The organism is Bifidobacterium thermophilum, assembly GCF_002846655.1.
GTDB lineage: Bacteria > Actinomycetota > Actinomycetes > Actinomycetales > Bifidobacteriaceae > Bifidobacterium > Bifidobacterium thermophilum.
In genome coordinates, this window is the sequence record NZ_PCGX01000010.1 from 330,363 (window position 1) to 353,650 (window position 23,288).

16 protein-coding genes and 1 tRNA gene are annotated in these 23,288 nt (G+C 60.5%); 5 read left to right on the forward strand and 12 right to left on the reverse strand.

The window, feature by feature from the left end:
• Window positions 1-34 precede the first annotated feature (34 nt).
• Together CQR48_RS06835 and CQR48_RS06840 are read right to left on the reverse strand one after the other, a co-directional pair.
• Entirely contained in the window at window positions 35-736 is a 702-nt protein-coding gene (locus CQR48_RS06835) for a hypothetical protein (protein ID WP_101452432.1), read from the reverse strand.
• Window positions 733-2,601 (reverse strand): PspC domain-containing protein, encoded by a 1,869-nt coding sequence (locus tag CQR48_RS06840; RefSeq protein ID WP_101452433.1) that lies wholly within the window; start codon window positions 2,599-2,601, stop codon window positions 733-735. The genes CQR48_RS06835 and CQR48_RS06840 overlap by 4 nt, the downstream gene beginning before the upstream one ends.
• A gap of 113 nt (window positions 2,602-2,714) precedes the next feature.
• On the opposite strand from CQR48_RS06840, the gene CQR48_RS09345 reads away from it, so the two are divergent.
• Both CQR48_RS09345 and CQR48_RS06850 read left to right on the forward strand, forming a co-directional pair.
• On the forward strand, window positions 2,715-4,382 hold the full coding sequence (locus tag CQR48_RS09345) for an ATP-binding protein (RefSeq protein WP_244898961.1): 1,668 nt from the start codon (window positions 2,715-2,717) through the stop codon (window positions 4,380-4,382).
• Window positions 4,379-5,071 carry a LuxR C-terminal-related transcriptional regulator gene (locus CQR48_RS06850; protein WP_015450902.1) on the forward strand — a complete coding sequence of 231 codons (693 nt, stop codon included), beginning with the start codon at window positions 4,379-4,381 and terminating at the stop codon, window positions 5,069-5,071. Before CQR48_RS09345 ends, CQR48_RS06850 begins: the two co-directional genes overlap by 4 nt.
• 89 nt (window positions 5,072-5,160) lie before the next feature.
• Here the strand turns inward: CQR48_RS06850 and CQR48_RS06855 are convergent, their stop codons facing one another.
• The 3 genes from CQR48_RS06855 to serS all read right to left on the reverse strand — a co-directional run bounded on the left by CQR48_RS06855 (window position 5,161) and on the right by serS (window position 8,682).
• Complete coding sequence (locus CQR48_RS06855; RefSeq protein WP_101452434.1) at window positions 5,161-5,856, reverse strand: HAD family hydrolase; 696 nt, start codon at window positions 5,854-5,856, stop codon at window positions 5,161-5,163.
• A 1,344-nt stretch (window positions 5,857-7,200) separates the two neighbouring features.
• Window positions 7,201-7,285: transfer RNA gene (locus tag CQR48_RS06860), tRNA-Ser, on the reverse strand.
• Between the two features lie 110 nt (window positions 7,286-7,395).
• Window positions 7,396-8,682, reverse strand: coding sequence for a serine--tRNA ligase (gene serS, locus CQR48_RS06865; protein WP_015450904.1), 1,287 nt, complete (start codon window positions 8,680-8,682; stop codon window positions 7,396-7,398).
• 144 nt (window positions 8,683-8,826) lie between these two features.
• Here serS and CQR48_RS06870 point away from each other — a divergent pair, with 144 nt between their 5' ends.
• A complete protein-coding gene (locus tag CQR48_RS06870) occupies window positions 8,827-10,062 on the forward strand; it encodes a diacylglycerol/lipid kinase family protein (protein ID WP_425513413.1) in 1,236 nt (411 codons plus the stop codon).
• Between the two features lie 87 nt (window positions 10,063-10,149).
• Here the strand turns inward: CQR48_RS06870 and CQR48_RS06875 are convergent, their stop codons facing one another.
• Both CQR48_RS06875 and CQR48_RS06880 read right to left on the reverse strand, forming a co-directional pair.
• Window positions 10,150-11,031: a PRD domain-containing protein gene (locus tag CQR48_RS06875; protein ID WP_101452435.1), complete on the reverse strand. Its 882-nt coding sequence runs from the start codon at window positions 11,029-11,031 to the stop codon at window positions 10,150-10,152.
• Window positions 11,032-11,057: 26 nt separating this feature from the next.
• A complete protein-coding gene (locus CQR48_RS06880; RefSeq protein ID WP_101452436.1) occupies window positions 11,058-13,202 on the reverse strand; it encodes a glucose PTS transporter subunit IIA in 2,145 nt (714 codons plus the stop codon).
• A gap of 641 nt (window positions 13,203-13,843) precedes the next feature.
• Here CQR48_RS06880 and pgm point away from each other — a divergent pair.
• The gene (pgm, locus tag CQR48_RS06885) at window positions 13,844-15,493 is read left to right on the forward strand and encodes a phosphoglucomutase (alpha-D-glucose-1,6-bisphosphate-dependent) (protein WP_414625612.1); all 1,650 of its coding nucleotides are present in this window, start codon (window positions 13,844-13,846) and stop codon (window positions 15,491-15,493) included.
• A gap of 866 nt (window positions 15,494-16,359) precedes the next feature.
• Here the strand turns inward: pgm and CQR48_RS06890 are convergent.
• Genes CQR48_RS06890 through CQR48_RS06910 form a run of 5 tightly spaced genes read right to left on the reverse strand, consistent with a single transcriptional unit; the run spans window position 16,360 to window position 21,575 of the window.
• On the reverse strand, window positions 16,360-17,916 hold the full coding sequence (locus CQR48_RS06890; RefSeq protein ID WP_101452437.1) for a sodium:solute symporter family protein: 1,557 nt from the start codon (window positions 17,914-17,916) through the stop codon (window positions 16,360-16,362).
• A 6-nt stretch (window positions 17,917-17,922) separates the two neighbouring features.
• Window positions 17,923-18,249, reverse strand: coding sequence for a hypothetical protein (locus CQR48_RS06895; RefSeq protein ID WP_101452438.1), 327 nt, complete (start codon window positions 18,247-18,249; stop codon window positions 17,923-17,925).
• 33 nt (window positions 18,250-18,282) lie between these two features.
• On the reverse strand, window positions 18,283-19,248 hold the full coding sequence (locus CQR48_RS06900; RefSeq protein WP_101452439.1) for a choline kinase family protein: 966 nt from the start codon (window positions 19,246-19,248) through the stop codon (window positions 18,283-18,285).
• A 1-nt stretch (window position 19,249) separates the two neighbouring features.
• The gene (locus CQR48_RS06905) at window positions 19,250-20,200 is read right to left on the reverse strand and encodes an aminoglycoside phosphotransferase family protein (protein WP_101452440.1); all 951 of its coding nucleotides are present in this window, start codon (window positions 20,198-20,200) and stop codon (window positions 19,250-19,252) included.
• On the reverse strand, window positions 20,187-21,575 hold the full coding sequence (locus CQR48_RS06910; RefSeq protein WP_180335130.1) for an amidase family protein: 1,389 nt from the start codon (window positions 21,573-21,575) through the stop codon (window positions 20,187-20,189). The genes CQR48_RS06905 and CQR48_RS06910 overlap by 14 nt, the downstream gene beginning before the upstream one ends.
• 344 nt (window positions 21,576-21,919) lie before the next feature.
• On the opposite strand from CQR48_RS06910, the gene CQR48_RS06915 reads away from it, so the two are divergent.
• Entirely contained in the window at window positions 21,920-23,284 is a 1,365-nt protein-coding gene (locus tag CQR48_RS06915; RefSeq protein ID WP_101452442.1) for an aspartate aminotransferase family protein, read from the forward strand.
• Window positions 23,285-23,288: the final 4 nt, after the last annotated feature.

The window sequence follows — 23,288 nt, forward strand, 5'->3', positions numbered from 1 at the left end:
GACGTGGACACGCCTCGTGTTCCCGCGTTGTGCGCTACTTGCGTTCGCGCCGACGGCTGGACACCGCGTTGGTCACCGCCCAAATGATGGCGATAACCACAAGCGTGACCCCGACCGCACCGATGCTGACCGCCGCGGCGACCCACGGATCCACTGCACCGAACGGCCAATTGGGAACCATGCCGGCCATGACGATCGCCACCGCGCCGAGCAAGACCAGTAACACACCGAGCACCACGGTTCCGGCGCTGACGCCCGTCGGGGCCGGGGTATGAATGACAGACGCCGGCTCGACGGGGGCAGTCGTTTCGGCAGACTTGAAGGGTGCGCCCGTGTACATCGGCACGGTGTTGTCGCCGAGCGGATGTGACTGGCGATGTGCCTCATCCGCCGCCTGCTGCCGGCGGCGCGCCAACTCATCGAGCGGAATGCCGCCACGCGGAACGGACGACCCGGACGGTTCATGCGAGTCAGAGGGCTCAGAAGGTTCAGACTGTTCAACCGGTTCAGGCCGCCGGGCCACCGGCCGGGTGGCGTCCTCCTGTGAAACCGACTGCGACATGACCTGCGTCTGTGCGGCATCCATCATCCGGGAGGTCTGCGGCATGACTTCCGTACGCGCGGCATCGTCCGACTCCGCCTGCGGCATGACCTTGGTCTCCGCGACCGGTTCGTCCGCGTTGATGTGCTGCATGGTTACGGTTTCGACCGTATCCCGATCCTTGGCTTCACTCATTTCGTACCTTCTTTCTTGGCGTTGTCAGATGAGATGCGGACATACCCCTTGCCGTTGCCCCCGTAGCTCACGCCAACCCATCCCTGAATCGTCGAAGCGTCGATGGTCAATTCCGGCGTGGACACGAAGTCGAAATCATCGTCATAATCATCGTCGTCATCCTCATCATCGCTGTCGCTGTCCGAATCGGACTTCGACGAATGAGAAGATTTGCTGTCAGACCCCGAAGAGGCGGACGGCTCAGGATTGGCCACATGACCTTGATCCGACGCCGACATATCGATGTACACGCCGTCGTCGAATCCCACCTGGACGAATCGGGAGTCAACCAGCAGATATTCGCCGCCCACTCCGTTGGCGCCCATGTAACCGGCGTGTTTGAACTGGTAGGTGCAGTATTTGGGCAGTTTCACATCCACCTTGACGTCGCTCGCGATAATCCGGTAAGTGCCCGTCGGACAGTACGACTCATAGTCATGCTCCACGTCGGTCATCTTGTGGGTGCCGTAACGCTCACCGTAATCACTCAGGTCGATCGTCACCTTGTCGTCGGAATAGCTGTCGCCAACGAAATAGATGCCGTCATTGAGGCGTTTGAGCGTCGTCTTGGTCGCGGTCAGGGTCGTCGAACCGTTGACATCCACCCGTTCGTAGCCTTCCGCCTGCCGGTTGATGTCAGTCAGGCAATACCCGGTGGCGCCCGCGGTGAACACCATGACTACCGTGATGAACACCGACATCCACACCAGCGGGTGCAAGCCGCCGGTACGGCGTCCTTTGGCACCAAGCACGACCAGCAGAACGCCGAGTGCGACGCAGACGCATCCGATCCAACCGGTCGCCGATGCGACCATACTGACCATTCGGGGTTCGCCATGATTATGGCTCATGACCCAGAACACCATCAGCGCCGCCGACAACAGCACCAGGCCGAACGAGGCGAGCACCACAAGCGGTCCTGCGGGCTTGCGTCGAGTGCGTACCGTGCGAGGTTGCGCGGCCTCGACCGGACGCGCAGGCTGAGCCACATACCGCGGGTACGGCTGAGGCTGCACCGGCGGGACAGGTCCCTGCCCTTGCATCGGCATCGCAGGATTGCCCGGCATGGGCGCCCCCGGCATCGGCGTTGGAGGCGCAATCGGCCTTACGCGACCGGAACGATACGTCGTTGTGTTGAACATCACCAAGACCAGCGCGAGCGCAACAAGCGAGACCCACCCGGTGATATCCCAACGCCAGCGGTCACTCATCAGCCACGACATGACCGTGCTGACGACGATAAACATGGCGATTGGGGCGAACACCCACTGCCAGCCGTCACCGCCGTGCAGGACATCCTCGGCGATGATATGGCCGTCGTTGGTGACATCCGGCATCAACAGCCACGCGAAAATGTAGGCGTACACGCCGAAACCGCCGAAGAAGGCGAGGATGATGACGATGGCACGCACCAAGGCGGGGCTCCAGCCCAACCGGTGGGCGACACCGGCGCACACACCGCCGATATACCGGTCTTCGGTGCGGACCAGGCCGCTTTGCCTGACCCACCCGAAGAACATGTCACGCCAGTCGCGTTTCGCTGTTTCGTGCGGTTCGGGCTGGCTGGGAAGATACCAATTGCCGTTGCGGGAGCCGGACTGGCCTGCCGCCGTGGAATTGACGTATTGGCGTTGGGCGCTGTCGTCACGGCCTTGTTGGGCGCCGCGACCGTGCGCCTCACTGGGTTGCGTTTGCCGCGTGGATTGAGTTGATTGGGTTGATTGCGCAGATTGCCCAGGCTGCGTTGATTGCAGCGGCTGTGCCGCCGCACCGCCGGGCTGCCGCTGCGGCATCGGCTGTTGCGATTGATCATGTGTATTGCTCATACCTCCATTACAGCAATCTCCCGCAGCCGAAAGTATCGGGGAAACACCCGATTTATCCCTGAAAACAGGGTATGAACCCCGATGATATGCCCCAAGGGGCGCACAATGGAATCATGATGCAAACCACGAACGCCCCTCAGCGGACGAACACCCCGCCCGCCGACGCGCGGCCATATCAGGCGCCGGCTCCGCTTGCGCCGGCGAAACTGCCGCTGCTCAGGCCCAAATACGGCAGGATGCTCTGCGGTGTCTGCCGGGGCATCAGCATGCATCTGGGCATCCCCGTGTGGCTGGTCCGGCTCGCGTTCATCTGCTCCTCGTTTGTCTTCGGCGCAGGCATCATCGCTTATATCTTCCTGTGGCTGACCGTGCCGGTCGGCGATCCGGTGCGTGAGGCGCAGCGTATCAGCCCTGTCAGCCAATCGCCGCTGTCTCGTGGCAACGCCCCCTACCCGATGCCCGGCGCCTCGGCCGCTGCTATACCGCAGCCGGTCACGGTTGTTCCCGGGTATGTGCCGGGACAAGCGGGCGGTCCATCACGAACGCCTGCACCGACTCCCGCTCCTGCTGCTTCGGTTCCGGCGACGAGTCTTCCGACCGCACAGAATACTGCCACACTGAATACTGCCACGCCAGACACAGCCATACCCGATGCAGCCGCGGCCGGTGCGGCAACGCCATCCGCCGCCGCACCGCCGAGCACATCCTACGCATCGGTCGATGAGCGCGCGATTCCTGCCGCCGAATCGACGGAGAACGGCGAAAGTCTGCTGGATGCCATCCGCCGCGCCCCCAAACCGGCAATCATCGCCTTGTCAGGCGTCATCATGCTGATTATCAGCGGTGTCATGCTCTATACCGGGGAAACCGCAATGATTCTCCCGGCAATTATGACCGTCAGCGGTGTGCTCATCGCTTGGCTGCGATTCAACGATGGACAACGTCAGTGGCCCACCGCGATACTTGGGCTGGCGCTCCTCGTCGGCGCGTTCTGCATCACCGTACTCTTGGAACCCAGCACACCTCAGGTGCACGGCAAAACCATCCTCGCCGCAGTCGCCCTGCTGGTTGCCACCGCACTCGCCGTCATCCCGTGGATCATGTCATTGACGCGTTCCCTGAGCACCGAGCGCGCACTCAAAGAACGCGAGGAAGAACGCGCGGATATGACCGCGCACCTACACGACGGGGTATTGCAAACGCTGGCACTCATCCAGCTGCACAGCAGTGAGCCGCAGACCGTGCTCGCACTGGCGCGCCAGCAGGAGCGCGAACTGCGCAACTGGCTGTATCAGGAGCGTACTCCACCCGATAAATCCGTCAGTGCAGGCATCAAGGACATCGCCGCCGAAGTCGAAGACGAATCAGGCAAAGCGATTGAGGTGGTGACGGTCGGCGACGCGCAGCCATGCACCCAGACCGACGCGCTGCTGAACGCCACCCGGCAGGCGCTGGTCAACGCGGTCACGCACGGCGGGGAGCCGATTTCCGTCTATTGCGAGGCGGGAGCAACCACTGTGGACGTCTACGTGCGCGACCACGGCGAAGGCTTCGATGTGAACGCCATACCCGAAGGCCGCCTCGGCATCCGCGAATCCATCATCGGCCGCATCAAACGCCGCGGAGGCACAGTGCAGATCGTGTCCCGGCCGCATTGGGGCACCGAAGTGCGTATGCACATGCCCATCGGCGGCACTGCGAGTCCTGCCGGCGCTCGCACGCATATCATGGACAGCGCAGGCAACGACCAGCACAGGACATCAGGAATCGAGGAGCAATGAGTCATAGCGAACAAGACGGCAACGCGGACGGCAGCGACATCCGCATCGCCGTCGTCGACGACCACGAGATGTTCAGGGCTGGCGTTATCGCCACCTTGCAACCAGATTTCGATATCGTCGGCCAGGCGGGTGATGTCGAGGGCGCCATCGAGATGATTGCGCAGATCAAGCCCGATGTCGTGCTCCTCGACGTGCATGTGCCTGGCGGCGCAGGTGGTGGAGGTACGGAAATCCTCACCCGTTCGCACCCGCTCTCCCCTGATTCCGTGTTCCTGGCGTTGAGCGTCTCGGATTCGCCTCAGGATGTCGGCTCGGTGATCCGGGCAGGAGCTCGCGGATATGTGACCAAGACGATAACCGGCGATGATTTGGCCAGCTCCATCAGACAAGTGCACGAAGGATACGCCGTGTTCTCCCCCAAACTCGCCGGATTTGTGCTATCCGCCTTTCAAAACGGCGGCATCGCGCCCGAAGGCGAAATCCACGACGATGAGCTCGACAGGCTGTCGGCGCGCGAACAGGAAGTCATGCGGCTGATTGCCCGCGGATACACGTACAAGGAAGTCGCAGCCGAGCTGTTCATTTCGGTGAAAACTGTGGAAACCCACGTCAGCGCAGTGCTGCGCAAACTCCAGTTGTCCAACAGGACCGAGCTGACGCGTTGGGCGGCGGACCGGCGCATCGTGTGAATGACGGACGATGGCGGTCCGATTGTCCGATTGAACTGCCCGCTTGGACCGGCTGATTGGACCGGCTGATTGAACCGCATCGGGGATGATCAGGATAAGCCAAGCACTGCGCGCGCCTGGTCGGCGGATGTGAACGTCACTCCGCGCAAACCGGCGATTCTTGCCCCACGCGCGTTGCGGGGATTGTCGTCGAAAAACACGGTGGACTGCGGGTCGACACCAAAGCGATTGATTGCGCGCAGATAAATCGCCGGGTCAGGCTTGAGCAGACGCTCCTGCGACGAAACGAGCGTGTCTTGCAACCGCTTGAACACATCAAATCGCGAATGCGCGATATCAACCGCCTCTGTGGTGAAATTCGTCAGGCCCCACACCCCGACGCCGGCAGATTGCAAGTCATCGACCAGCTGCTCCATACCGTCAAGCACACCGAAAATCGCCCGCTCCTCATGCTCGAGCCACATCCGCAGCACCCATGTGACCGCCGGACCGTGGTGGCGTGAGTATTCGGCAAGGACATCCTGCGTCGGGACGCCGGAATCGAGCAGGCGGTCGATGAAATCGTAGCCCCACTCGTCCGCGGAATCGAAGAACATGTCGATCACGTCTTGGGGATACAAGCCCTCAAGCGCGCGCCACGGACGCCAATCCAGCAGAACATCGCAATAATCGAAGATGACGTCGGTGATCGGGCCGCCGTGCGGGGCGATGATGGTCTCGCCTGCATGGAATGGCGACTCTTGATTGTTGATGTTGCCAATGTTCTCGTGATTACGCTCGCTCATGACTCTTATTGTCGCGCACAGCGGTGTCAATGATTATTGATGTGTCGGCTGGTGGCATCGAGTGGCGCTATCGAGCGATGCTGCTGGGTGACACTGCAGAACGACACTCCCGGGTAGTATGGCCGAGTGATTTGGCCGAGTGATTTGGCCGAGTGTCTGAGCTTGATGAGGCAGGTTGTATCGTGTCAATCTGGCTTATACGGTGCCATCACTGTTTCCGGGCTGCCTCGGCGTTCAATCTGTATGGTTTGAGGGGGGGGCAGGGCCGTTAGAGGATGGTGGCTCCTGGATGAAGGATGGGATTTGACGGGCAATCGGACATCATCACGTCCCTGCACCGAATCGGAGCACGCCGGGCGGAATAGGAATCAGTTCACGCCGGCACCGGACCGCACCCGGCCACCAGCTGGGATGCGGCCGAGAACCCGCGGAATCCCAAGGATTTGCTTGCACCGCAACAATCAACCACCGCCCGGATCACCCCGGGGTGCCCGAAATGCGGACTAGATCGGAGAATACGAGCCGAAAACCGATCCAGTCCACAAAGGTGCACGCCATCTGGCACCCCGCAACCATGACCGCACCGCGAATCCGCAGCACATCAACCATCTGCCAGCACCACGAAGACTAGCCGCCGGGACACCAGCCACGCAACCGTCCAGCCCCACGGACCGAATCGGGAATCGCATGACGATATCGGAACCAGTCCGCACAGGAATCGGAACGCCCTCGGCCACCAGCCACGGCACCACCACAGAACCGCGGAATTCCGACAATCCACTCATACCATCACCATCAGCCGCCGGCTGGCCGACCACCCCGACCATCCGAGTCGCGGACCAAATCGGAAAATACAAGCCAAAGACCAATCCAGTCCACAAAGGCATCCGCCGTCAACCATCCATGCAACCACGGCCACACCGCAAACCGCAGCACATCAACGATCCGCCGACACCACAAAGACCAGCCACCGGGACACCGGCCACGCAACCATCCGAACCCGCGGACCAAACTGGAAATCGCACGACGACATCGGAACCAGTCCACGCCGGCATCGGGACACACCCGACCGCTCAAACTGTTCACGCCAATCAAGTCAGCATCGGCAAGCGCAGTCACCTCTCCGCTTCTACCGACGCTGAGACGCCCCTCAGCGTCGGTAGAGGGTTACGGGATACACGCCACGGGGTTCCCGAGGTCGGACAACACATGATACGTTGCCCGGAACCCGATCTCACGATGCGTCCGTCGGACCCCAATTGCATGACATGTCGGCCGAAGCCCGATTGCGCGGTTTTCCGCTTGATAACAAGAAACCCCGCGGGTTGAACCCACGGGGTATTGCGGACAGGGCGAGATTCGAACTCGCGGTGGCTTGCACCACAACGGTTTTCAAGACCGTCTCCATAGACCGCTCGGACACCTGTCCATGCGTTTGCACGCACAAACGGTTATGTTATCACAAGGTCTGCATCAGACTGCGGACCAGCGAAAACATACCTGCACGATACGCGTGCAAACGCGAATCAAAAGAAAGGCTCAGGCCTCCCACTTGCGCGGTTCGATGACTTCCTTGCCGCCCATGTACGGACGCATGGCCTTCGGGATCTCGATGGAACCGTCAGCCTGCTGATGGTTTTCGAGGATCGCGACCAGCCAGCGGGTGGTGGCCAGCGTGCCGTTCAACGTAGACACCGCGCGGGTGGAGCCGTCCTCGGTACGCTCACGGATGTTCAAACGACGCGCCTGATACTCGGTGCAGTTCGAAGTGGACGTGAGCTCGCGGTAGCGGTTCTGCGTCGGCACCCAGGCCTCGCAGTCGAACTTGCGAGCAGCGGAAGCGCCCAGATCGCCGGCGGCGGTGTCGATGATGCGGTACGGCACCTCGACCTTGCCCAGCATCTCCTGCTCCATCTGCAGCAGGTGCTGATGCTCGGCGCGGGAGTTCTCCTGCTTGCAGTAGACGAACATCTCAACCTTGTCGAACTGGTGGACGCGGATGATGCCCATCGTGTCCTTGCCGGCGGCACCCGCCTCGCGACGGTAGCAGCTGGACCAGCCGCAGTAGCGCAGCGGGCCGTTGTCAAGATCAAGAATCTCGTTCTCGTGCATGCCGGCGAGCGCGACTTCAGACGTACCGACCAGATACTGGTCATCCGGCTCACGCAGACGGTAGATTTCGTCCGCATGGGAGTTGAGGAAGCCGGTGCCGGCCATGACTTCGGGGCGCACAAGCGTCGGGGTGATGGCGAGCGTGAAGCCGTGCTCCTCAGCCTGGTCGACGGCCATGGTGAGCATAGCGATCTGCAGTCGGGCGACCGCACCGCGCAGGAAGTAGAAGCGGGAGCCGGAGACCTTGACACCACGCTTCATATCGATGCCGGCAACGCCTTCACCGAGCTCGAGGTGGTTCTTCGGTTCGAAGCCTTCTGCGGCGAAATCGCGGATGGTGCCGACCTTCTTGACGACCACGTAGTCATCCTCGCCGCCTTCCGGGGCTTCCGGCTCGACGATGTTGCTGAGCTTCCACATCGCGGTCGTATACTCGGCCGCGGCCTGGTCTGCGGTGTCCTTGTATTCGGAGACCTTATTGGACAGCTCCTTGGTCTGGGCGATGATCTTCGCCTTCTCCTCAGGAGCGGCGGTGGCGATCTTCTTGCCCATGTCCTTCTGTTCGGCGCGCGCGGCTTCAAACGCCTTGAGCGACTCACGACGGGTTTCGTCGGAGCGGAGCACCTCGTCAACAAGTTCCACGGATTCCCCACGCTTGCGCTGGGACTCCTTCACAATGTCCGGATGTTCACGGATGAATTGAATATCAAGCATAGTTCAAGACTAATGCGGCAAGCCGACACGTGACTGCTGGCAGTAGGTGCCGGCGCCGACAACGCGAAACAATTCGTGGAGGGACCGTCAAATTCTCGAGATTTGCCCATGGACATCCCAGCGAAACAGATAAGAATGGAACCTATGCAGTCGTCCAAGATGCCCATAGCGGTTGTTGTTATCGCAATCATCGTCGCTGTCGTAACGATTGGTGTCGCCGTGTTCTTCCTTGTCCGCCATCTGCGTCGCCAGCATGTCGCCAAGGTACTTGAACAGCGGGAAGACGACCAAGTCCATTACGCGTTCATCATCAATCCATCCAAACCGCAGGCCAACGAACGGCGTCGCCAAATCAAGTCGTTCTGCGAAAGCAAAGGCATCAAACAAATCGAGTTCATCGACACGCAGCTTGACAAGGACGGCCGCGCATGCGCACTCGAAGCACTCGGACATGGCGCTGACGTCGTGGTCGCGGTAGGCGGCGACGGCACGGTGCGTACGGTGGCGAGCGCGATGTCGGGCAGCGGACACGCGATGGGCATCCTGCCGATCGGCACGGGCAATCTGTTCGCCCGCAATCTCAACATTCCCGTGGATGACTTCGAGGCGGCCCTGACCATCGCCACATCGCACGGTTCAAGGAAGGTCGACGTTGGACGCCTATCCCTGCTGGACGACCCGAACGAAGATCACCCGCATGCGTTCATGATTATCGGCGGTGTCGGTTTTGACGCGCAGATGATCGAGGAGACCGATCCGCAACTCAAGAAGAACATCAGCTGGCTGGCCTACTTCGTCAGCGGGGCGAAGAACCTGTTCACGCCGAAATTCAAGGCGGATGTGACCGTGACCGACGCACACGGCAACACGCACACGGTTGACGGACTCGTGTTCCGCACGTTCATGGCCGGCAATTGCGGCGAAATACCGGTGTTTTCGCTGATGCCCAGCGCGTCCTATGATGACGGGCTACTTGATTTCGAGATTATCGACACGACCGGTGGCCTGCTCGGCTGGGCGAACCTGTTCAATGACGTGGTCCATCAGACCATCACCAAGAAGCCGCAGCAAAGCCCGCTGTCCACGAATTCGACCATCGAGCAGATGCAGGGCGTCAGCGCCGAAATCAAGCTGGAAAAGTCGGCACTTGCGGAGGTGGACGGCGACATGCTCGGCCGCACACGGCATATCCTCATCACCGTTGATCGGCAATCGCTGACCGTGCGCGCCCCGGAAAGCGACCCGGCCAAGGCGAGCGCAGCGGCGCCGGCATCTGCATCGGCAACAGCGTCAGGAACGGCCTCCGTCTCCACGGCCGCGCCCGTGACCGTGCCAGCATCGGCACCAACATCAGTACCTGCCATCGGCACCGCAGTCTGAGTCTGGCTCCGCGCCCAAGTCGCCATCAGTACGCGCCTCCGCCCCCGCAACCGCACCTGCGACAGCGCCTGACAACAGCAATTTGAATCAATCGCGCTGATCATCCGCCGGCAACACGTCGTCTTGTTCGCGTTCATCGACGTCGGATACCACGCGGGCGACGTGCAAAGCCAGATAAGCAATTTCCGCGGGGGTCAGCTCCGCGCCCAATCGGAGCGCGACGACATCGGCGATTTTCCGTGCGCACCGCACCTGATCGGGATAGGATTGCCTGATCGCCTCGATTACCGGCTCGGGCTCGCTGTCCAATTGGCGGCCTTGATAGATGCGCACAAACAGGTAGCGCAGATGCGTGATGAACCGGCCGACACTGACATTGTGCTGGCCGAGCGAAATATTGTAAGTCTTCTCGATGATGACAAGCATCTGCTGGATGACGCCCGTCATGGTATAGGTATACGACAAATCCCCATTGGAAAAGCCCGCATTGACCAGATGCAACGCGAACGCCACCGCCTCGCTGCGGGGCAGGACATCATGCAGACTGTCATTGAGCGCTGAAACCAGCGCTTCCCCTTGGACGTACTCCTTGGCGTACAAGGAACGGACCTCCGCGTCGAGCGGATATTCCACGGAGGTGCCGCGCTTGGCCCGACGCAACGCGCCGACCACGTGATCGGCGAGCGCCATGACGAGCGTAGGCGTCTGTTCGGCTTGTTGGCCGAGTCCCACGCGCGTCATGGCGTCGGTGACCAGCCGAATCGTCTCCGGAGGAATATCCGCGAGCAATTCGGCTACATGATCGGGATCGCGGCCGTCGGAAGGAACGAATTTCCGCACGACTTTGGAGTCGTCAACCCTCTGGCCGGGCTTGGCTTTGAAACCAAGGCCCCGGCCGGTGAGGATGACCTCCTGGTCGCCGTCGCGCGCAAGCACGACATTGTTGTTGAAAACGCGGAGAATGTCCACGACGTTCCTTCCGATCAGCCCGCGATTCAGCGGGAGATCTCCAGAACGGCGTCTCCCGGCTTGACGTCGATGCCCGTCTTCGGGGTCACGCCGCCAAGCGCCGCGGTGTTCAGAACCGTCATCAAAGTGACGGTCTTAAAACCTGCCGCCTTGACTTTATCAAAGTCCACGGTCACCAGCTTGTCGCCAGCGTTGACGCGTTGACCCTTGGTGACGGCCGGGGTGAAGCCCTCGCCGTTCATCTTGACCGTATCGATGCCGACGTGCACGAGCACTTCGACCCCGTCATCGGTCTTGATGCCGAAGGCATGACCGGTTTCGGCCACCGTCGACAGCACGCCGGACACCGGGGCATACACGGTGGAGCCAGTGGACTGGATGCCGACGCCCTCGCCGAGCGCGCGGGAGGCGAACACCGGGTCGCCTGCTTCATCCAAGGAAATGACGTGGCCGGCAACCGGGGCGACAACCGTATCGGTCGCGGTCTTGGTCGCGGTAGCGGTAGCAGTTGCAGCTGCAGCTGCAACTGCAGCAGTATTGTCGTTCACGGCGGCCGGGGCTGCTGGAGCTTCGACCTCGTCCATCGCCTGCTGGGCTTCCACCGCATGGTCGGCGGCCTTCTGCTCCGGGGTGCGGTAGTCGAGCGTGATAATCAGGAACATGGACACGAAGAACGCCACGGCGATGGCGATCGCATAAACCCACATCTGGCTGAACACCGGGATGGTCAGCAGCGAGGTGAAGGCGAAGGCCGTGGTGGTCACGCCGTGCACGACCTGGCCATTAGCGAGCGTGGACGGGAAGATCCAACCGAGGATTGCGATGACCACGCCACCGATGAAGCAGCCGATGAGCATGCGCTTGTACACCAGCTTGTAGCGCAGGTGGATGCCGTACAGGCTCGGCTCGGACACACCGCCGAGCAGGCCGGCCATAAGCGCGCCGAACGCGGTCTGACGCATGTCGACGTTCTTCTCGCGCATCGCGATGACCAGCACGCCGGCGGTCGCGCCGAAGCAGGCGAAGTTCCACACGCCCATCGGGCCCTGGATGAAGTCGTAGCCCAGCGTGTTGATGTTGACCAGCATGAGGGCGTTGAGCGGCCAGTGCAGACCAAGCGGCACGAGGAACGGATAAAGCATAGGAATGAGGATCGCGAAGATGAACGGCGCGTTGTTGTTCAGCCATGCCAGGCCGACGCCGAGGCCGTTGCCGACCCACACGCCCAGCGGGCCGAGCAGGAAGGCGGTGACCGGGATCATGATGATCATGGACAGGAACGGCACGAACACCATCTGCACGCTGTCGGGGATGATCCGCTCGAGACCCTTGTAGACGAGCGCGAGCACGGCGACCATGAACAGCGGCACGAACACGGAACCGGAGTAGTCGTTGAGCTGCAACGGCAGGCCGAACACCTTGGTGGAGCACGACTGGGTGCCCAGTGTGGCATTGGTCACGCAGTTGAGGGCGCTCTTGGCCGCGGACAGACCGCTCTTGTCGCCGAAGATGCCCGCCCACTTGTCAGGCGCGGACAGGGCCATGAACTGCGGGGTCATCAGGGCCGCCATGATGGTGGCGCCGACCCAGCCGTCGACCTTGAGCTTCTTCGCGCCGTTGTAGGCGATCATGATCGGCAGGAAGTAGAAGACACCCTCGTACGCGGCCTTGCACAGCAGCAGGGTCGGGCTTTCCGTGTCATTGGAGATGACATGGCAGGCGATGAGCACGTTGAGGATCGCGATGATCAGCGACGCACCGAGCAGCACGTTGATGATCGGGCGGAACGTGTCGGACAGGAACTCGAAGAAGTTGTCCACCCACGCGTGCTTGCCCTTGACCTTGGAACGCTCCTGGGCCTTGACTTCGGCGTTGGACAGTTTCTTGGAGCCGTCGTTGTTGACTTCGCCGCCGCCGATATTGGCCATTTCGGGCAGCTGCATGATCTTGTCGTACATGGTGGCGACGCCGCCGCCGATGACGACCTGGTACCGGTCACCGCTCTGTGGAACGGCACCGAGCACGCCTTTCATGTGCTCGAGTCGGTTCTGGTCCACCTTGCCTGCGTCGACAAGCTCGAACCGCAAACGGGTGGCGCAATGCGTCAGGCTCTTGATGTTGCCCGGACCACCGACCGCGTCGATAATCTGCGAGGCAGTTGATTCAGCCATCGTCTTTCCTTCCTTGGGCTGTTCTTCCACTTCGTATTCACAAGGCGTCAACAAAAAGACCCGAGGCTCGGTGACAGATATGACACTGCCATCGTGTCTCAGGTCTTGCGTCTTGTTTGACTTGCAACCCTGCAATAAACGAATCGTTTACACTATAGCGCCGCACTTCGTTTCTTGCAAGCATCTTCGCAGGCATCTTTGGATTGAATCGTCTCGAGCCGTGGATTTTCAAGGAAGATGCCGCGTTGGCGCGTGGCTGCTGGCACGAGGTCGCGGGTGCGTGGTCGCGGGTAGATTTGCGGGTACAGGTGAACCGGTGGATGTAGGCGAACCTGCGGGAATGCCGGATGCCGTGCCACAGGTGCGGGCATGGAGCGGTCGGAGGTGCGAGACGATGCCGGGTGCCGCAATCACCGAATCGGCCCCGACGCCCGTATGTCGCCAATCATATGCAAACGATAGCAATCAAGGAGAATACGATGATACCGCCAATGCAAACGTTTCATTACTGACGTAAGAAGCGAAGAGCGGCGATCGTTGCCATATGTCGGGACGCCTCCGGGCGAACATCCAAACGACGTGGCACAATTGAAGACATGGTAGCAAAAAATGCGGGTCTTCCCGCCACCCCAGCTGATCTGATTGATGTCGACGAGGTCATCGGCAAATACTATGACATCGTCCCCGACGTCAACGTCCCCGAGCAGCGCGTGAGCTTCGGCACGTCCGGCCACCGCGGCTCCTCCCTGAAGACCTCGTTCAACGAGGCCCACATCGTCGCCATCTCCCAGGCCATCGCCGAGCACCGCAAGGCCGCCGGCATCACCGGCCCGCTGTACCTCGGCCGCGATACCCACGCCCTGTCCTTGCCGGCATGGAAGACCGCTATCGAGGTGCTGGTCGCCAACGGTGTGCGTGTGCGCATCGATTCGCGCGACGATTTCACTCCGACGCCGGTCGTCTCCCAGGCTATCCTGACGCACAACCGTGCAGCTGACGGCACGCAGCGCTTCTCCGGCGACGATCTCGCCGACGGCATCGTCGTCACCCCGTCGCACAACCCGCCCACAGACGGCGGCTTCAAGTACGATCCGCCGACCGGCGGCCCCGCCCCGGCTGAGACGACGAACGCAATCGCCAAGCGCGCCAACGAGCTGCTACCTGATTTCAAGAACGTCAAGCGCGTTCCGTTTGAGCAGGCCGTCAAGTCCGATCTCGTCGAGCGTTTCGACTTCCGCAAGCATTACGTCGAGGATCTGGGCAACGTCATCGACTTCGACGTGATCAAGTCCTCCGGCGTGCGTCTGGGCATCGACCCGCTGGGTGGCGCGTCCGTCAACTACTGGCCGCTGGTCAACGAAGTGTACGGCACCTCCATCGAGGTTGTGCGCCCGCAGGTCGACCCGACCTGGCGCTTCATGACCATCGACCACGACGGCAAGATCCGTATGGATCCGTCCTCGCCGTACGCGATGAAGGGTCTCGTCGACTCGCTCAACAACGGAGCTTGGGACAAGTACGATCTCGTCGGCGGCACCGACCCGGACGCCGACCGTCACGGCATCGTGTGCCCTGACTGGGGCGTCATGAACCCGAACCATTACATCGCCGTCGTTGTCGAATACCTGTTCGGCAAAGACAAGAACGGCAACCCGAACCGTCCGGATTGGCCCGAAGGCACCGGCATCGGCAAGACCCTCGTGTCTTCCTCGCTGATCGACCGCGTGGCCGCTTCCATCGGCGCCAAGCTCGTTGAGGTCCCGGTCGGCTTCAAGTGGTTCGTCGACCCGCTGTTCACCGGCGAAGTCGCCTTCGGCGGCGAGGAAAGCTCCGGCATGAGCTTCCTGCGCAAGGACGGCCGCGTGTGGACCACCGATAAGGACGGCCTGATCCCCGACCTGCTCGCCGCGGAAATCACCGGCAAGATGGGCAAGAACCCGGCCGAACTGCACAAGGACCAGGTCGCGCGCTTCGGCGAGAGCTGGTACAAGCGCATCGACACGCCGACCACTCTCGAGCAGAAGCAGAAGTTCGCCAAGCTCACCGGCGACGACGTGACCGCCACTACCCTGGGCGGCGAGGAAATCACCGCGAAGCTCACCAAGGCTCCGGGCAATGACGCGCCGATTGGCGGTCTCAAGGTGACGACCAAGAACAACTGGTTCGCCGCCCGTCCGTCCGGCACCGAGAACATCTACAAGGTGTACGCCGAATCCTTCGACTCCCCCGAGACCCTCGACAAGGTGCTCGAGGAAGCGACCGAAGTCGTGGACAAGGCGCTCGCTGAGTGATTGCCGGTCGGTGTCTGCCGATATGTCAGACACGCTGATTGCGGCAGCCTGAAGGCTGATGCCGGTAGACCGAAGGTTGGAAAGCTGGAAGGTTGGACAAGCCGGATAGTTGACGGCTGACAGGCCAGAAGGCCTACAGATGAAAGGACCCCGTTGCGGAATGTCTCCGCGGCGGGGTCTTTTGCGTTGGCTGCGGTTGGGTTTGGGGCGACGCGCGAGGGGCGGGATGCGAGGATTCAATCTCACGGCGGGCAGGTAAGCTGCTATCTCGGCCGTTTCCGCGGTCAATATGCCTGCCGTGCGAGGATGCAATCACACGATGGCCGTTTCAAGGGGCCCGAGCCGCCGGTCGGAACGTCAAGACGGGAGGTGCGTGAGGATTTACTCACACAACGAGCATCAAACAGCATGACCACGACCACTCCGCCGTCTCTGGACTCCTCCGCGTGAGGATCCGCTCACACACAGACCCATCGGATAGCCAAACCCCAGCCACGAGAACCGCCCAGACCCTCATTGTGTGAGGATTCGCTCGCACAACGACCGATTGGCGATCCCGGATCGATGATTCAACACCGTCCGCACCCCATCGTGTGAGGATCCACTCACACAACGACCTGCTTACTGGCCGAAACCCGCCGAGCGACACCGTTCAACCGCCATCGTGTGAGGATTGGCGCACACAACGACCTGCAAGCAGCACCAAATCGACAACCCGACGCTGCTCAGTCCCCTCCATGTGAGGATTCGCTCACACACAGACCCGTCGGGCAATCCCGACCGGCGATATGGAACGAGCCTTGCCTTCCTGCAATGAGAAAAGCAAGGCTCGAATAGAAGGGGACTCTGATCGCCCCGAGGCACTGTCACTGCACAACAGCATCCTCAGTAGCCATCACCTCGGATTCCACCTGCGAGCTTTCAGCAGCCGGCAGCGCGGAACGCCGAGCGGACGCGACTTCGAACAGTTCATCGACATGGTCGATTTCCTGCTTGCTCATGCGATTGCGCGTCGCCAGAGAGACAACCACGTACAGCACCAGATTGACCATCATGCCGACCACGCCCGAAGTCAGGCTGCCCAGTGCCGCAATGTCGTCCGGATAGATGACGGTCAGCACCGCAGCGACGGCAAAGCCTGAAATCATGCCTGACAGAGCGCCGTACTTGTTGCCGAACTTGAAGAAGATGCCGAAGAACAACGGAACCGCAATCTGCACGATGCCCTGGTAAGACAGCTGAGCGAGCAGCTGCAACCGCGACATGCCGTTGGTGAAATATGCGAGTACCGCGGAGACAAGCACGAAGATGACCATGCAGATCTTCGATACCTTGGTCTTCGTAGCATCGTTAAGATGTACCTTGTTGCCGATGATATCGTTCGCGATTTGCGTGCCGGCCGCCTGGATGCTGCCATCGATATGGCCGATGGATCCGGCGAAAATCATCACCAGACCAAGGCCCAAGAGCCATACTCCGCCCCACTGATTGAGCAACGTGGTCCAACCTGCCTGCGGATTCTTGGCAACAGCTGAAATATGTGCGGCTGCAAGCATGACCAAAGTCAGCAACGCGTAGAACACACCGGAGATGACAATCGCCCGGTTGGTGGACTGCTTCACAGATCTCACGTTATTTGCCGTGTAGATGCGCACGAAGCTCATCGGCCAGCACAACGCGCCGACTACACCAGTGAAGATCTGGCAGAACAGATACCACGGTCCGTACTGGCCGCCATCGCCGGGAACCTTCAGCAAATCGGTGGAAATATGAGATAAGTCGCCCCAATTCGCCGGAGAGGATGGCGAGACCAGCAGGAACACGCACACGATTGCGGCGATGACATAGGCGAAAATTCCTTGGTACATATCGGTATACACGAGTCCGCGCATACCCATCTGCACGGTCCAGATTTGACGAATCAGAATCACCGCGAGACCGGCACCGAGACACACCGGCAATGCCCAGCTGCCGTTCGATGCGATATGGAAGACCGTGGCGAGCGCCTGCATGCCGAGAATAGTCCACGGCAGAATCGCAATCGCGCCAATCAGCGAGGTAACCACGCCGACAGCTTTGGACGAATACCGCAGCCGCATCAGATCCGGCTGGGTCACCAGATTGTACTGTTTGCCCCATCGCCAAGCCCTCGTTGCCACGAAATACATGAAGGACAGGCCGAGGGTCGAATATGCCAGACCGTAGAACCCGAAGACGCCCGAGGCCACGCTCAGCCCCGCGAACGAGATGAACACGGTGCCCGGCCACCAGGAGTTCACGTAGCACATGGCCACATACCATGGGCCGAACGATCTTCCCGCCACTGCGTAGTCGTCAAAGGAGTGGGAGCGTTTCTGTGTGATATACAGGATGAGAATGATGCCGGCGAAGAACAGTCCCAGCATGGTGAACATGACAGCCATTGGTCATCACTTCCTTTCCGAAGATGTGTTCGCCGCGAATTCGTCGGCGTTTCCGATTGCGGTCTGTGAGGCTTCGTTGGCGGATGGTTCCTCGGGATCCACCTCGCCGCGCACATCCTCGATCCAATAGAACAAGCCCATGATGATGAGCAATGCGATGAAATTGAACAGCCAATACCAGATGGACATCGGTGCGCCAAGGAACAGCGCGGTCTTCCCGCTGCCCCACAGATAGAGCGGCGGCAGGATGGCGAAGGCGAGCACAATGCCGTACAGTACGGCGAATACCGTGATCTTCTTTTTCACGGACCACGAGCGGACAAACTTCTTCATGGCTACTCCTTTCTTGAATGGTTGATGGTGAATTCAGATGGAATCTTTGACTTTTGGCCAGTCCAGCTGCTTCTTGTATGTGTATGCGCGCATCAGCTTCCAGATGCCGTATTTCCAGTAGTCGAAAGTGACATCGCGCACAACCGAGTTGATGATTCCCCACAATCCCCATTTCACGTCGCCGATGACCCGCGCGGCCCGCACCCTAGCGAGCTTGTGCCCGTCCACCTTGCCGAAGTACTCCTCCAGCAACGGCATCATCTCCTCCTCGTCGTAAAACATCTCGGCGAGGAACAAAGCGACTTCGCAGCTTTCCTCGTTGTTACCGCAGAAATCGAAGTCGATGATGCGCATCTCATGGTTCTTGACCATGAAGTTGCCTGGCATCGGATCGTTGTGGCACGGGACGATATCGAGCCCGGAAGCCAAGAATCGTGCTTTCACGTCATGGTATTCGCCAATCAGCCCGTGTACCCAATCGGGAAGGTCGATGGACATGCTATCGACCTGTTCCAGATGCTGGTCGATTTGCTCGAACAACGTATTGGTGTTGGCGAAAAGTTCACCAGAGTGCAGTTTGCGGTAGATATCCATGGCCTGAATACCTTGCTCCTGCGTACGCAAAGACGTGGTCGTGCAGGTCTCCCAGCCATCAAGAAACTCGGTGATCTCAATACCGGTTTCGGGATCGAACTCATAGACTGACGCGCCAATGCCCAAGTCGGAGGCGCGCATGGTGCCGGCATCCACATTGGACCTGTCGATGAACCCGGTGCCTTTGCCTGGAACCTTAAGGAAGTACGGCGCTGATGATTCATCGGTGACTTTCCAGTTCTCATTGGTGAGCCCGCCGCTCAGCGGCTGTGCGAAGACGGTCTGGCCTTGCCATATCTTCGCCTGTTCAATCGCATCTCGAACTTCAGCCGGCACTTCGATGTATTTGAAATGCTTCACCCGGCCATCAACAACCATCGGAACTTGTTCTTGCTGATCGCTCATCTCACAACTCCTTCAGCCAAGCGGACGGGCCTGTCGGCAGCAGCAGCTGGTTGCGTGCCTTGACGAGACGCCATAACCCGTATTTAGCGAAATCGATTTCCGGGGTGTCGGTCGTGGCGCTACGCCACAGCCCAATCAACGCCCAGTACAAGTCGCCGAGAATGCCGAAGCACTGGGCGACCGGCAGTGCCGAGGACGGCAGACCCAGCCCGTTAATCAGCATGGCCGGCACACCACAAAACGGACCGACCTCGGAAAGCACCGATCCCGCTTCCTCGAGCGGATCCATGACGCCGCTGACCGTCCAGCCGGACAGCAACGGCATCGCAACATCACCGGGCCGCACCTTGGGATCGAGCAGGATGTTCGAAGCCGCACCATCCCCGTGGCATGGGACGGCGGGCTCATGGAACTCGTCCACGCGTCGAATGAAGCTGTCAAGGTCATGCAACAGGCCATCGACATCCCTTGGCATGCGCTTGCCCGTATGCCGATACAGATCACGCATGCCGAACACATCCTCAATCAAGTCGCGGTGCATGACTTCCCGCCCGTCGGGGATGCTCAGTTCATGGACCCGGCGATGCTGTTCAAGCACCGCCCAAAGCACGTACGGATCACGCAATTCGTCAAGCTTCGCGTTTCTCCAGGTGGCAGGCAGTTTACGCATGATGATCTGGTCATCGCCCACCGACAGCACTTGCGGGGAAATACCTGCATCACCCGCGATTTTCATCATTGTCGCGATGCTCTCGAACGGTGAGGCGTAGGGCCGGCTCTCCTTGGTGAACACACGACGTAGTACGGCATCGCCGTGGGCATCCGCGCCTTCGGTGAAGATGCCATCACCGCCGACCCAGCTCGGGGTGATATCAGTTTCCTTCACATCACCCCAAATCCAGGAGGATTCATCAGTCTTCGCTGTAACTGCGACTGACTCATTCATGGTCATCGGGCACCCCCTCGAAAGACGGGAACTGCATATCGAAGCCGCGAGTCCGTTCCAAGAATCCGGCGAGCGCCAACACTCCGGCGTCATCGAACCTGCGGCCAATCACCTGCACATCAACCGGCAGATGCGTGGCATCATCCATCGCCTCGCAATACACTGCCGCCGGCCGTGTGGTCTGGTTCCACCAGGCCGTGAACTGCGTGTGATGGAGCAGTTCGCATTCGTCCCCAGGCCCCGGACTGTCCGCGGGAAACCCGGTAACCGGAATGACAGGACTAATCAGATAGTCGAATCCTTGAAGTTCGCGTTCGATGGCTGCAACAGTGGTGAGCAGGCCGTTCATCGCGTCCTCGTAATCAGCCATGGACAGTGTGTCTGCTTCTTTGACCCAATCGGCGACCAAATCCAGAACAGCCTGCGGGTGGCGGGATGCACGAATTTCCGCGGCGGCGTGGGCTTTGAACACCCGATCGGCGTTTTCGTAATCGGCGTCGGTCAAGTGCAATCGCAACGGCTTGACAATGCATCCGTAGCATTCGAGCCGCTTTGCCGCACGTTCTACCGCTTCCGCCACAGCGCGCTGAGGGGACAGGCCATATCCCATGTCCAGCAGCACGCCGACGCGAGGCGTTTTCGCCAGCACCGATTGCTCAGGAACCGCAGCGAAGGCACCGGGCAGGCACCACGGGTCGCTGTCCGCCTGCTGACCGACCACGGACAGGCCCTCGATGACATCGGCAACCGTGCGGGCAAGCACACCGGAAGACCGCATGACGCTCGCCGGCGAATACGCGATCCTCCCTTGCGTGGGCTTGATGGCTGCAAGCCCGCAATGCGCGGCAGGCAACCTGACCGAACCCGCGATGTCGGTTCCCAGTCCGAACGCGGCAAGGCCGCACGCCAATGCGGCCCCGACACCGGAACTCGAGCCCCCCGGACTCAACTCGGTGTTCCACGGGTTGCGCACAATGCCGAACTGCGAACTGATGCCACTGGCCAGCATGCCCATATCCGGCATCGTGCCCTTCGCAACGATGATTGCTCCGGCTTCCTCGAGCCGCATCACCGGTTCGGAAGACGCCGAGGAGACGGGATCGCCATCATGGATGGCACTTCCATGCCACCTGGGCAGCCCGGCCACATGGTAGCTGTCCTTCACAATGACCGGCACCCCGTCAAGCGGCCCCTTGGGTTTGCCGGATGCGTACCGGGAATCACTCGCCTTCGCCTGTTCCACGGCAGTCTCACGGTATGCGCTGATCGCATTCACACGGTCCGCAACCGTATGCGCATACCGCAGGTGCCCGGAGATGACATCGCTGGGCTTGAGCTTGCCATTGAGATATGCCGCACGATACTGGGCAACGGTGAACATGACATCCTCCTTCACATGATTGGCGGCAAGCATGCCTGTGTGCCTGTCGTACCAAGGATTTACCTGACATTATTGGATTCGGGCGCACGACGGCACCCCGAGAATCTGTTACGAAACAGTTAGAAAATCCGTGGCTGTGTTAATGGCATATTTCATGGCGTCCGCAAAAGGCACGGGACTCTCGGGCCGGTATGCGAAAAGCCAGGTACCCGAGCCATAGCCATTTACCTGGATCCCATGTTTTGTTACATCGCGGTAATCGGCGGGCGGCAAGCCATTTGCGTGTTTCTCTATATTTGCAGTTGTCAGCAACACCTTCCGCAAACAACAGGAAGAAGGACATCATGGCAACCCGTTCGACGATCATGGACACCAATAGTTTCCGCCCGGAAATGGCGGCCGCGCTGGACCCCGAGACGCGCAAGCTCACCGAGGAACGTGAGGTATTAGGCCCCGCGTACCGGCTCTTCTACCGCAATCCGGTGCATCTGGTCAAGGGTCGCGGCTCCCACCTGTGGGATGCCGACGGCGTGGAGTACCTAGACGTCTACAACAACGTCGCCTCTGTGGGGCACTGCCATCCGCGGGTCGTCGAAGCGATTACGCGCCAGGCATCCCTGCTCAACACGCACACCCGCTATCTGCATGAGAACATCCTCAATTACGCGCAGGATATCCTGTCCACCATGCCCGGGCCAATCGACCGAATCATGTTCCAATGCACCGGATCAGAGGCGAACGATCTTGCGGTGCGTGTCGCTCAGGCGTACACCGGCGGAGAAGGGGTTATTGTCACACACGAGGCGTATCACGGCAATTCGGCGTTGACGTCGAAACTCTCCCCCGCTCTCGGCACCGCCCAGACGCTCGGTTTGAAGATGCGCATGGTCCCCACCCCGGACACCTATCGTCTCGAAATCGACGGTGAGCCGGCTGAATCATGCAGCGCTGAAGCCTTCGGCGCATGGATGTCCGCCGAGGTACGCAAGGCGGTGGCCGATATGGAACGTCACGGCGTGAAATTCGCTGCGTTCCTCGCCGATTCGATCTTCTCCTCCGACGGCGTGTACCCGGACCCGGTCGGCTATCTCCAACCGGTCATCGACACGGTACATGAGCTTGGCGGCGTGTGGATCGCCGATGAGGTCCAGCCTGGTTTCACCAGAACCGGTGATGCCTTCTGGGGCTTCGAACGTCAAGGCATCGTGCCTGATCTGGTGACTTCCGGCAAGCCGATGGCCAACGGTCTGCCGACCTCGCTCATGGCGGCACGCCACGAGGTGCTTGAACCGTTCGCCGGCTCGATCCCGTATTTCAACACCTTCGGCGGCAATCCGGTATGCATGGCCGCGGCGCAGGCGACACTCGACGTGATGCGTGACGAGGACACGATGGGCAACGCCAAGCGGGTCGGCGCGATTTTCAAAGACGCTGTCGCCTCACTCCAAGGTGCACATCCATGCATCGGCGATGTGCGCGGAGCGGGACTATACATCGGGTGCGAAATCGTCAAACCCGGGTCGAAAGATCCCGATCAGCAGGCAGCGCTGGACATCCTTGAAACCTTGCGCGACAACCACGTACTCACCTCGGTGTGCGGACGGTACGGCAACATCTTGAAGCTGCGTCCACCGCTGGTGTTCAGCGAGGACGACGTGGACTGGTTCATGGACGCGTTCACCAAGACCTTGGCGACGCTCAAGCTGTAGCCAG